This window comes from Bacteroides sp. LFL-34 (genome assembly GCF_027257075.1).
GTDB classification, from domain to species: domain Bacteria; phylum Bacteroidota; class Bacteroidia; order Bacteroidales; family Bacteroidaceae; genus Bacteroides; species Bacteroides ovatus.
Genome location: NZ_JAPQKZ010000014.1, coordinates 133,029 through 144,444 on the forward strand (window position 1 = coordinate 133,029; position 11,416 = coordinate 144,444).

General features: G+C 47.1%; 9 protein-coding genes and 1 pseudogene. 7 read left to right on the plus strand and 3 right to left on the minus strand.

Features of this window, described 5'->3' with window-relative positions; all coding sequences use genetic code 11:
* Positions 1 to 178: 178 nt before the first annotated feature.
* Together N5O98_RS10965 and N5O98_RS10970 are read right to left on the minus strand one after the other, a co-directional pair.
* On the minus strand, positions 179 to 1,117 hold the full coding sequence (locus N5O98_RS10965) for a hypothetical protein (RefSeq protein WP_013613714.1): 939 nt from the start codon (positions 1,115 to 1,117) through the stop codon (positions 179 to 181).
* Between the two features lie 247 nt (positions 1,118 to 1,364).
* Positions 1,365 to 3,020: a helix-turn-helix domain-containing protein gene (locus tag N5O98_RS10970; RefSeq protein WP_228026201.1), complete on the minus strand. Its 1,656-nt coding sequence runs from the start codon at positions 3,018 to 3,020 to the stop codon at positions 1,365 to 1,367.
* Positions 3,021 to 3,318: 298 nt separating this feature from the next.
* On the opposite strand from N5O98_RS10970, the gene N5O98_RS10975 reads away from it, so the two are divergent.
* From N5O98_RS10975 to N5O98_RS11005, 7 genes are all read left to right on the plus strand, one after another.
* On the plus strand, positions 3,319 to 3,897 hold the full coding sequence (locus tag N5O98_RS10975) for a hypothetical protein (protein ID WP_009017588.1): 579 nt from the start codon (positions 3,319 to 3,321) through the stop codon (positions 3,895 to 3,897).
* Positions 3,898 to 3,900: 3 nt separating this feature from the next.
* On the plus strand, positions 3,901 to 4,761 hold the full coding sequence (locus N5O98_RS10980; protein WP_009017589.1) for a hypothetical protein: 861 nt from the start codon (positions 3,901 to 3,903) through the stop codon (positions 4,759 to 4,761).
* A 69-nt stretch (positions 4,762 to 4,830) separates the two neighbouring features.
* On the plus strand, positions 4,831 to 5,862 hold the full coding sequence (locus N5O98_RS10985; protein WP_004318997.1) for a fimbrillin family protein: 1,032 nt from the start codon (positions 4,831 to 4,833) through the stop codon (positions 5,860 to 5,862).
* Positions 5,863 to 5,982: 120 nt separating this feature from the next.
* Complete coding sequence (locus N5O98_RS10990; RefSeq protein ID WP_216945643.1) at positions 5,983 to 7,617, plus strand: fimbrillin family protein; 1,635 nt, start codon at positions 5,983 to 5,985, stop codon at positions 7,615 to 7,617.
* A 179-nt stretch (positions 7,618 to 7,796) separates the two neighbouring features.
* On the plus strand, positions 7,797 to 9,362 hold the full coding sequence (locus N5O98_RS10995) for a hypothetical protein (RefSeq protein WP_269495667.1): 1,566 nt from the start codon (positions 7,797 to 7,799) through the stop codon (positions 9,360 to 9,362).
* Between the two features lie 105 nt (positions 9,363 to 9,467).
* Positions 9,468 to 9,842 (plus strand): four helix bundle protein, encoded by a 375-nt coding sequence (locus tag N5O98_RS11000; protein WP_004319006.1) that lies wholly within the window; start codon positions 9,468 to 9,470, stop codon positions 9,840 to 9,842.
* 300 nt (positions 9,843 to 10,142) lie between these two features.
* Positions 10,143 to 10,547 (plus strand): hypothetical protein, encoded by a 405-nt coding sequence (locus N5O98_RS11005; RefSeq protein ID WP_009017593.1) that lies wholly within the window; start codon positions 10,143 to 10,145, stop codon positions 10,545 to 10,547.
* A gap of 27 nt (positions 10,548 to 10,574) precedes the next feature.
* Here the strand turns inward: N5O98_RS11005 and N5O98_RS11010 are convergent.
* Positions 10,575 to 11,297, minus strand: a pseudogene (locus tag N5O98_RS11010) (IS982-like element ISPrsp2 family transposase); the annotation flags it as partial.
* Positions 11,298 to 11,416 lie beyond the last annotated feature (119 nt).

Consider the following 11,416-nt stretch of genomic DNA (forward strand, 5'->3'; position numbering starts at 1 on the left):
AGCATATAAGCATTGTGTATAAAAGACTTGCAGGAGGATATGGAATAGGTTATTCCGAGCCTCTTACATGCCGCTTTGGCCAAGTTGACAGCAGCAAGCGATGCATTGAAGTGAAAATCCAACTTTCTGAAGTCGGTTGACTGACAGTTGGTGATTCCTGCATGTTGCTTACCATCTCTCAAAATTCCAATTGGAACCTGGTTCTGTAATAATCCAGAACCTCCCGTCCATCCATCGAATCGTCTGTAGAGAAGTAAAGCTGCCACTTGTCTGTCCTCCCGTCCATCGGATACCAGATGGCTAAGGAAACATACCTTTTGAGAGCTTTTGCATATACCCTCAATCCGTATAGCTTTCCTTTGTTCACCTCGTATTCCTTGCACCGGGTCAGATCCAGATTGGCAAAGTCGATTCTTCCGTCAAACCACTTTGGATGGCCACGTTTTCCTGTTTTCTGTTCCAATGTCGGATAGTACAGGATTACGTCATTCCGAAAGCGGCTGATGACATGGAAATCGTTCTCACACATAGGCGTTATGAATGTTTCCTTGGAAAAGAATGCGTCTGCAACCACCGTTCTTGATATGCTCTGTATCTTGTCTTTTCTACTGATAAGATAGCTGCTGTACCAGTCAACGAGGTTCTTGTCCATATTATCCAAGGTTTTACAATCCGGTGTCTGAATGGAACCTAAAGTCATGCATTCATGGTTGTCGATGTCTATGACACCGATGCCCATGATTTCCAATCCACGCTTGTACTCTCCTGCACAACCAGACCAGAAGTAACCTATCCAAGGTGTCTTCTTGCCTGATTTGGGGATATAGGAAGGATCGATGGCGATGGCTTTTCTTTTACCTGTGAGATGCTTGCTGATGATAGAGCCGTTGAACGCAAACCAGTCGAAAGTTTCATGCTCAAAAAGGTTACGGTAGGTCTGTTCCGAAAAACGTCCATACCTACCCAATTGGAGGAAGTTTATACGATCAGGGATGGCCATGAATAATTTCATTGCATCCATGAACGTTTTTTCAAAAGGTTTGTGTATATTCACGACTGATTTGAGAGCCGATAGGCACTCGGATTGGTATTGCATAAGGAGTGTTTCTTTAGTCATAATCAGAAGAGTTGGGAGACTTCTAATTTACTAAAAATCAACGAATTATGCAATACTTTCCACCTTTATTATCAGCAGGTTAGCACTCTTTTTTCAGTACATTTCTTCATGCTTAACCATTCGTTTTTGACAACATTTCAATGACCTCTTTAGTGTTTTCGAACCAGCTTTTGCCGGTTCTATTGTTTAACTTTTAATTTTTCAGCAAAAAACAGCAACCGTTGTTTTACTTACTTTTTTCTTCTGCTTAACATAACCGTGCATTCCGCAAGAACTTTTGTGGAGTCATGCCGTATTTCTTTGTAAAGAGACGGTACAGCGAGGTGGAGGAGATGAAAGTGCATTCTTTCAATAGTTCTTCTACACTGGCGTATTTACCCGAAAGCAAAAGTTCCGCTACATATTCGATGCGCAAATCGTTGATATATTCGCTGAAACTTTTACCTGTGAACTGACGGAACAAGCCGGCGAACTTGTTAGCAGGAATATTGAATTCGCCCATGAGCGCCTTGCGGGAGAAAGTGTTGTCGAGGAAGAATTTCTGATCAATGATTTTTACTTTGATTTGCTCGAACAGCAGTAAGTCTGGATCCTCATCGTCATTCCATGCAATATTTTCGGACAGAGTACTACGGTTTAACTTCTCAAGCTCTTCCTTATATCTCATCGCCTCTTTCACGTTGGCAACCAAAGAAATGTTCTTCTTTCTGATGATGCGGTTGTTATATCCCAGCACGCAACCAATGATAGCTAAAGCAATCAAGATGCAGATGGCTATCACAAGCTCCCAACGTTGGTGAGTGATTTGAGCCTCCTTGTCTTTGACATCGTAGATGATGGACAACTCTTGTGAGGAACTGCGCAACTCCCTTACACGCAGGCTGTCCCGCAATACGCTTAGTCGCTCAAAATAGCTTGCCGCCTTGTCATATTGTTCCAATCCCTGATATGCCATGCCGTAGAATTTTAAGGTGGAAGACATGTAGAGGTTGATAGTATCTTTCTTATGCATCATCTCTGTTTCACGTTGCTTGCACATATCCACGATTTCATCATAACGATGCAAGTCAAAGAGATAAGGCACAACCAAGTAGGCGTACCGGCGATTGATACGCCCCATCTTCTGAAATTCAGAATATGCCTCATTCGCTTCTTTTTCTTTCCCTAATTTGGAACATACGACAGCACGATGGGCAAGCCATTTGCATTTTTCTTGCTCATAGAGTCCTTCCATTTCAGCCTCGCCTGGAGTTTTGGCATACAAGTATTTCTCAAGTTTATCAAGTACTTGAAGGGCTTCCCCGTATCTTTTATCACGCTCGTAGCAGATAAGCAAATCGTTGCAGTTTGCACGCAAATTGTCATATTTCCTGTCGTAATGCGATTTCTCCATCATCTCTGTGGCTTGCAACATATAGACATAACCACGTTCTTTCGTGCCTTGTTCATGAAGGCTCTTGCCTAAATAAAATAGGGCAATCGACTCCATACCACTGTCTCCAGCTTCTTGGGCATTTTGCATTAAAAGCTTTACCGTCTCTGCTTTTCGCTTTTCATCATATAAGCCATCATAGCATGAAATCAAACGATGAAGCAGCTTCATTGTCATCTGCTCATCTCGCTTCACCGCCTTTGCAGCAAGGGCGTTTTTATAGAAGCTGGCAGCTATGATGAAGCGGCCGGTGTTATAATACAAGTCACCTTCCGTTATATCGAGTTCATGAGTAGCTTGCTTTCCCTTCTTCCGTAGTTCCATCATGATGCGTTCAGCCAAAGGTGTGTCCGAAAAAGTAAACTCGTACACTTTATCTTCTGTTATCAGGCTATCGGGCAAGGCTGACCGGTTGGCGAGCAAAGGCATCGCCCACAATCCGCAAACAAGCGAACATAACCATATTCTCATTTTTCTATGCAAATGCCTTTTCATTATACTATGTTGTTATGATTATCAAAAGTACAACTTATATCTAAAATTAAGGATGCTTTACTTCTTTTTTGGTAATATCTGGGTAAGATTATGAAGATTTGGGAGGGAAATTAATAATCGGGAATGGCAGCTGAAAAAGCGAAAGAGTGTATTCTGAGTAATTCAGTAAATCTATCTTATGTTTGTTAAACGAAACAATCGCTTGCTTGTTTATTTGGCGTTATTTATTCTTGCAGACACATACATTAAATATTAACGTTTAAAATTCCAAATTATGAATTACAAGAAAATGACTTTTAGAGCCTCGATGCTCGGTTTGATAGTTATGTTATTTGCCGGTTTAGTCAGTTGCAGCAGTGATGATGATGACAAAAATATCCCTGTAGAGGAAACTAAAGTTCCAACAACAGGGGCTATTGTTTTTTTGTATGCAGCAACGGAGGATGAACTGTCTATATGCGACATGATTGCGGAGTACACAGATGAGAATGGAGCGACTAAGACAGAAGCTATCACTGCTACAAAATGGAAAAAACAAATCAATTTTAGTAGTTTGCCTGCCAAAGGATTGATTTCCATCAAACGTACGTTAAAAGCAAATGTGGAATTAGAGAAGAAGTCTTATCAATTTAGTAGTCATTCGCTATTAATCACAGTCGCTATCTTTGATCAAAACAAAAAGACTGTTGATTCTGCTACATCTGGTAGTACTAATTCATATTTATCTGTAGGAAAAGACAAAGTAGAAGAATATATCAAAAAAGAGAGTTCTAATACTTATTATTCTTATGTTTTAGATAAGAAAAAGAATGCGCAAGATAGTTATTTCACCATCGAATATCTAAAGCAATAATACATGAGAAGCAGCATCATCACATTAGTCCTTCTTCTATCAATCGGAGTATCTTGGGCTGGAGACCGCAATCGTATCATCGCATTAGGCGTGCGCAACTTCACCTATACTCCGAAAGAGGGAAAGGAAACGGTTGGAAGCGCATTAGGCTCTATTGCGAACGTCTTGATTACTGGGCAGAATACTACACAACAACCACAATACAAGGATGCTGTTAGGGCAGCTATTGTGAGAGGATTGACTTCCGGCTTTCGCACAATCGCTACCGACATGGGGAATATTGGTGAACAAACGAATGCCACTTTTGACTATTATGTGGATGCAACAATAAATAACATTTCCACCACGACTAAAACGGAATCAATAACTACTACCAAGAATGGTGTTAACACATACTATAAAGCCATGGTGGGAATTACCCTGCAATTCAAAGATTCACAAACCGAGGAAGTGATAGCTAGTCCGATGTTTAAGATTTCCGACGTAGATGTTGCATGGATAGAAACAGAGGAAAGTGCGATTACCTCTACTTTGCGCAAGTTGTCAGCTTACGTAGGAGGATATTGTAATCGCAAGTATCCAATCTATGGCACAATATTGGAAAGTGCCCGACAAAGCAAAGACAAGCAAAAAGAGGTGTATATCGACCTCGGAACTAATTTAGGCGCATACAAAGGACTTCATCTAACTGCCTACACTGTAAAAACGATTGCAGGGAAAGAAGCTAAGACTCAAGTAGGCAAGTTGAAGATAATGGATGTACAAGGCGAGGATATAAGCTTTTGCAAGATACAAAGCGGCGGCAAGGAAATCAAAAACATACTTGACAAGGGAGAAACTATCTTCGTGAAAAGTACAGAGTAATAACAATAAGTTGATGCCAAATCTTCCAAATCGGTTCTTCGATAAATTTTTAATAAAAAAAACAAGATTATGACAATGAACATGAGGTTTTTCATTATTGCAGCAGCGGCAACGCTATTGGCTGCGTGTACACAAGAGAACGAGGTACAGAACAATCCGGTGGAAGCACGAATCACGGCAGGCGTGAGCGGGCCGAAGACCCGTGCTGTGGACAACGGGTGGAACGCCGACCGAATCGGCGTGATGGTGGTGGATGCCCCTGGCACGACCACGACCATGGGCGGCAAGTACAAGAACGTGGGATACGCGACCACGAGTACCGGCACCAACGCGGACTTCACCCCGATGACGGCGGGTGGCGGCATCTTCTTCGAGGATGCTTTCCTCGAGTTTACTTTTGCCGCCTACGCGCCTTACGCATCGGGCGCAAACGCCTCCACCCTGCCTGGTACAGACGGGAAGATTACGGTAAATACAAGCAACCAGCCCACGACCACGGAACAGGAGAAGGTGGACTACATCCATGCCACGGGAGCCAAGGCCGATAAAGACAGCCCGACCGTCAGCTTCACGGACAACACCGCCGCGGGCGGCAGCGACTGCTCCTTCAAGCACAAGATGGCCCGTCTTATCCTCAAGGTGCAGGTGTCGAACACCGACGGTTTCGACGACACTGCCGTGCTGGAATTCGCCGACTACAAGCTGGGCGGCCTGGTTCACGAGGGAACGTTCGATGTGAAGACCGGTACCGCCGCGACCGCGGGCAGCGTTGTGAGCGACTGGATGTTACGCCAGTGCACCGGTGCCCCGAAGACGGCCACGGACAAGTGCGTGGCAACCTTTGACGCCGCCACGGGCGTGATGACTTTCACCATGATCCTGCTCCCGCAGACACTCGCCAACGCTTTGGTGCTTGAGATATCTCCCGATGACGGGGAATACCAGAGCTACTCCAACAAGGACATGATCAAACCCGCGTTGGAGGCCGGTTATTCTTATACCTACACCATCACGGTGAAGAAGACGGGGCTGACCCTTAGCGGAAGCACCATCGAAAACTGGAACGACGGTGGTAGCCATGCGGGTGATGCAAAAATGTAGTGTGTCTGAAAGCCACTGCCGTGCATCAGGCGTAAGACGGAGGCACGCCATATATAATAAATGGTGCGGCAGCCCGCGTCGCAACGGGCAGTGGCACAAAACGAAATAAATAAAGACAATATGAAAATAATAAGGAACATAGCGAGAAGGCCGTGGCCGCGCATCGGCGGCTGGTTGCCGGTTATGATGCTCATCTGTGGGGTGCTCGCTTCCTGTAGCAGTGAGGATGAAAGCACCGCGCCCCTGCCCGACGGCAAGTACCCGCTGCAACTGACGGCGGAGGTGGCGCAGCCGCAGACCCGCGCCGGAGGTAAGGATGCGTGGACGGGCGGCGAGGAGATTAGAGTGTCACTGGAAGGCGTGTTTGGTAACAAAACATACGTGATGGACGCATCGGGCAATGCAAGCCCGAAGGATGCCGATAATGCCTTCTATTGGAAGAACACCGATGAAGCCCGCGTCAGTGCATGGACCCCGGACATAGAATCGGAAACGGATATTTCCGACCAAAGTGGCGGGTACGCCGCTTTCGATGTCCTGTACGCCAGTGCCATAGGGCGTTATGACCAAGCCATAAATCTCCGTTTCATCCACCGCATGGCGAAAATCGAAGTAATTCTCAAAGCTGGCGAAGGCATTACGGAAGAGGAGTTGGAGGGTGCGACCGTCACCATTTTCGGAGACCCGCTAACGCACTCAACCGCCGGCTTGGTATCACCGGGTGACCAATCGGACGGCGAGATAAAGCCCTATTACGATGCCGCAACGAAGAAATACGAGGCGTTAGTGCCGCCGCAGGATATGACGGGCAAGCCGCTCATCCGAATCAGCATAGGCAGCAATGACTTTACCTACACTCCCGAAACAGAAGCTGCCGGCAAATTTGGGTTTTTCGGTGGCAAGCGGTATGCCTACACCATCACCGTGAAAGCCAGTGGCATAGAGGTGACCGCAGCCAAGGGCGGAACGTGGAACGCCGGCGGCAGCGAGAATGTGGGCGTGACCATCACCTATGACGGCACGGAAACAGAACCGAAAATCGGCGACTATTACTACTCCGACGGCACCTGGAGAGACGGTGGCCTGCGCAAGCTCTATGCCGACGGCACGATGGAGTGGGCAGAGACCAAGCCGCAGCCGGAGAACGGTAAGAACGTTATCGCCATCGTGTTCCATGCCGGTCATCACGAAAACGATGCCTCCGATTACTCCGCCACCGGTATCGGTCAGCAGAAGTGCCACGGCTATGCCGTTGCCTTGCAGGATGCCACAAACGGTTATTGTCAGTGGGGCGTTTACGGAACCGAGTTGGGTTGCTGCCCCACGGATGGAAGCGGAAAAAAACAGAACAATTACTCTGCACCTGACATCGACTGGAGCGGCTACGCCTGGACACAGAAAATCATCACCGCTGCCGGCGGCAAGGACAAGTTGAATGCCACCGAAGATTCCGGTTATCCTGCCACCTACTATGCCGTTGTGGATTATGCGCACAAAGTCCCGTCCCCTGCCAACAGCACCGGCTGGTTTTTGCCCTCCATCGGCCAGATGTGGAATGTTTATCAAAACCGCGCTTCTTTGTTTGAAGGCAAGACAGTGGTATCAGGCTTAAAGTCTGACTGGTACTGGTCCTCCTCGGAGTTCTACCGCAATCCGGCGAACTACGCTCTTTGTGTGAGTGTGGGCGACGGCGACGTGTACTACTACCGTAAGAGCAGCAGGGGTAGTTACTTGCGTCCGGTCTTGGCTTTCTGACCTATTTACCTATTCAGCCTATTTATCTATTATGCGGCGTAGCCGCTCGTTGATAAAGGCTGAATACCCGCGAAGCGGGTCGGATTTACAAACGGAATTGTGGCAACGGCCGCTTGCAGTCTTTGCCCCGCAAGGAAGATAAAAACAAGTAACGTAAAGTTAAAATAAAAAGTGTGACAATGAAACGAAATATCCTACATACCCTTTGGGCGGCGGCACTGCTGCTGACCGGCTGCACGCAGGAGGAGCTTCCCCTGCCCGGTGCTGACAATGCCGCACCGCTCGCCATCACCATCACCGACGGCGGCTATGCCCTGACAACTTCGGCTGACGGCTCGCAGAAAGCCGCTACCCGTGCTACCGAGGACGGTTACCGTACCGAGTTTACCGCCAGTGACGCCTGCGGACTCTACCTTGTGCGCAATGGGGCGATAGTCTATGACAATGTGAAACTCACCGCCACAGCAGGCACGAACGGCAGTCTTACCTGGCAACCCGAAGCGGGCGTAACCCTTGCCGGCGGAATGGCGGGCGAGAAGTATTTCCTCTACTATCCCTATCAAGAGACAGCGAAGATGGCGGGCAAGGTAAATGCCACCGACACCACGAGCGATGGCGATTTCTTCGCCACGCTTATCAATGACTGGCAGCCGGAAGCTGATCAGAGCGACTACACGCAAGGCTACACAGCCTCCGACCTCATGACCGCCACGGGCTCGGGAAGCAAAGCCGACGGCAAGCTCTCGCTCTCATTCTCCATGACCCACCGCATGGCACTCGCCGTAGTCGAAATGCCCAAGACGGTGTATAAGTTCACCGACACCTCCATTCCCGACTATGTGATTGCTACTACAGCCGATTTCAGTGGAGAGGCCAAGCCCTGCCGCAATACGGACGGCACATACCGCTACTTCGTCCGTCCCGGACAAGGCAATACCGTAACCCTCACCGGCAGCTATGCCGACGGCAAGAAGGAGTTTTTCATCACCCCGAACAATATCAGCGTAAGCTCATACAAGACCTATAAGGTGGACGGAGCACCGACGATTGACAAAGATCACAATTTGCAAGTAGGGGACTACCTCCTTGCCGACGGCAATATTGTAGGCAAAGACGAAACTTTGACCGAAGAACAGAAAGCAAGCGTTATCGCCATCGTGTTCCATGCCGGTCATCACGAAAACGATGCCTCCGATTACTCCGCCACCGGTATCGGTCAGCAGAAGTGCCACGGCTATGCCGTTGCCTTGCAGGATGCCACAAACGGTTATTGTCAGTGGGGCGTTTACGGAACCGAGTTGGGTTGCTGCCCCACGGATGGAAGCGGAAAAAAACAGAACAATTACTCTGCACCTGACATCGACTGGAGCGGCTACGCCTGGACACAGAAAATCATCACCGCTGCCGGCGGCAAGGACAAGTTGAATGCCACCGAAGATTCCGGTTATCCTGCCACCTACTATGCCGTTGTGGATTATGCGCACAAAGTCCCGTCCCCTGCCAACAGCACCGGCTGGTTTTTGCCCTCCATCGGCCAGATGTGGAATGTTTATCAAAACCGCGCTTCTTTGTTTGAAGGCAAGACAGTGGTATCAGGCTTAAAGTCTGACTGGTACTGGTCCTCCTCGGAGTTCTACGACTATCCGGCGCGCCGCGCTCTTTATGTGAGTGTGCGCAACGGCGACGTGTTCCGCAGCTATAAGTACAGCAGAAGTAGTTTCGTGCGTCCGGTCTTGGCTTTCTGACCTATTTACCTATTCAATCTATTTATCTATTTGCGGCGTAGCCGCTCGTTGATAAAGGCTGAATACCCGCGAAGTGGGTCGGAAAAATTTTTGAAAAATCGAGTTATGGCATTATCCGAAGAATTACCCCTATACCGCGACACTTACCGGTTGTTGAACAACCTGTTGATCCTGACGCAGGATTTTCCGCGCTTCTTCCGCTACAGTATGGGCAGCCGTATGGTGGATTTGACTTTGGATATGCTTTCTCTGATTTACAAGGCGAACAGCAGCTATGAAAAAGTGGGCGTATTGACCGAATTTCTCGACCGTTACCGCATGTTGCAGATGCTTTTCCGCGTATGTGTGGAGCAGAAGGTCATTACCGAGCGCAAATACGCCTCGTTCGGGCTGCTGTTGGAGAAGATAGGCAAGCAGGCTACGAGCTGGAAACAATATAACGAACGCGGAATGAAGAAACAGGAAGATAAAAGGCAATGATTTATCAGTCGGGATTCGGGCGGTCAAGGCTTCCCGAAGCGAACTGTTTATTATTGAAAAAGGGTTGTCGGCAGGCTTTCCTCGTGCAGGGAGGCTCGCAAAGACAAAAACAGACAACATTTACTGGTCCTCCTCGGAGTTCTACAACAATCCGGCGAACAACGCTCTTTATGTGAATGTGAACAACGGCAACGTGAACAACAACAATAAGAACAACAGAAATAGTTACGTGCGTCCGGTCTTAGCTTTTTCAATAAAAATTTACCGAAGTATTGTAAATTTCAAAAACAATAAATCAAAATGAAAAGTTCAATCAAAAAAATGTCAGCACTGCTGACGATGATGGCTGTCGCCATCCTTACTTTCACCTTCACCGCTTGCAGCGATGATGACGATCCTGTGACGGAAGTGACTTACACCTACGGCTTCTCCAGCATGTCGGCCTCACACCCCGACTTTCTCGAAGAGATGGGGAAAATAGAGAACGCCTTCCAGTCAGCCCTCGGTATCACCGGCAAGCTCTTCACCAAGAAAGGTACGATAGAAGAATGTGACAAACAGGTTTACGAGGCTTGCCGGAAAGCATTCGATTCGCTCAAAAGCGAGGCCTGGCAAGGGGATTACACCTTCCAGGTTACGAACGTAGGAACAGGCAAGGTGGTATGCACGGCTACATTCAGTGCCGACAACGAAAACTTTATATAGTTTTATTAGCATGACCTGTTGGCGGAATTAAAATAGCGCATATTTAACTCTGCCAATAGGCTTTTCATTTTTGTAGTTAATATATTGAAGGATTGTAAGTGCGCTAATCTTCCCAATAATCCGGGCAAACAATCCATCTGTATCTTTCGCATAATTCCTTATAATCATAAACTGGTCACACAATTGCGAGAATAGGGTTTCAATTCTTTTTCTCGCTTTGGCAAAAGCTGGGAATGTTGGCTTCCATTCTTTTTGATTACATCTGTATGGTACCTCCAATCTGATATTGGCAGTTTCAAACAAATCCAATTGCACTTGGGCACTTATATATCCTCTGTCCCCTATGACTGTACAATTACTATAATCCACTTTCACATCCTTCAGGTAATGAATGTCATGCACACTTGCCTTAGTGAGGTCAAAGGAATGGATGATACCACTTAACCCGCAGACTGCATGGAGTTTACACCCATAATAATACATGCTTTGTGATGCGCAGTATCCTACCCCAGGTGCTTTTCTAAAATCCTTCTTTCCCATACTGCAACGTTTGGAACGGGCAATACGACATACTTCTATCGGTTTCGAATCAATACAGAAATAGTCTTCACCACCATCCATTTTAGAAACCATTCTTTCTCGGATTGCATTACATAGGGAGGAAGTTATTTTACGCCTGTCATTGTATTGTCGGCGGGAAATAAGGTTGGGTATTTCAACCCTATATTCCTGTAGCTTTGCAAACAACAGTTATCCAAACCCCAGCATTATCCTAAAAATACAGTTTTTTATTCTGTAAATCATTCTGTTATAGGATGAATAGGTTTGGATAATACATTCCTATATCTTTGCTAATGGCACTAAAGCCA

Excerpts from the sequence above, each read along its gene's own strand:
- N5O98_RS10965 (WP_013613714.1), bottom strand. The coding sequence starts at position 1,117 with ATGACTAAAGAAACACTCCTTATGCAATACCAATCCGAGTGCCTATCG.
- N5O98_RS10970 (WP_228026201.1), bottom strand. The coding sequence starts at position 3,020 with ATGAGAATATGGTTATGTTCGCTTGTTTGCGGATTGTGGGCGATGCCT.
- N5O98_RS10975 (WP_009017588.1), top strand. The coding sequence starts at position 3,319 with ATGAATTACAAGAAAATGACTTTTAGAGCCTCGATGCTCGGTTTGATA.
- N5O98_RS10980 (WP_009017589.1), top strand. The coding sequence starts at position 3,901 with ATGAGAAGCAGCATCATCACATTAGTCCTTCTTCTATCAATCGGAGTA.
- N5O98_RS10985 (WP_004318997.1), top strand. The coding sequence starts at position 4,831 with ATGACAATGAACATGAGGTTTTTCATTATTGCAGCAGCGGCAACGCTA.
- N5O98_RS10990 (WP_216945643.1), top strand. The coding sequence starts at position 5,983 with ATGAAAATAATAAGGAACATAGCGAGAAGGCCGTGGCCGCGCATCGGC.
- N5O98_RS10995 (WP_269495667.1), top strand. The coding sequence starts at position 7,797 with ATGAAACGAAATATCCTACATACCCTTTGGGCGGCGGCACTGCTGCTG.
- N5O98_RS11000 (WP_004319006.1), top strand. The coding sequence starts at position 9,468 with ATGGCATTATCCGAAGAATTACCCCTATACCGCGACACTTACCGGTTG.
- N5O98_RS11005 (WP_009017593.1), top strand. The coding sequence starts at position 10,143 with ATGAAAAGTTCAATCAAAAAAATGTCAGCACTGCTGACGATGATGGCT.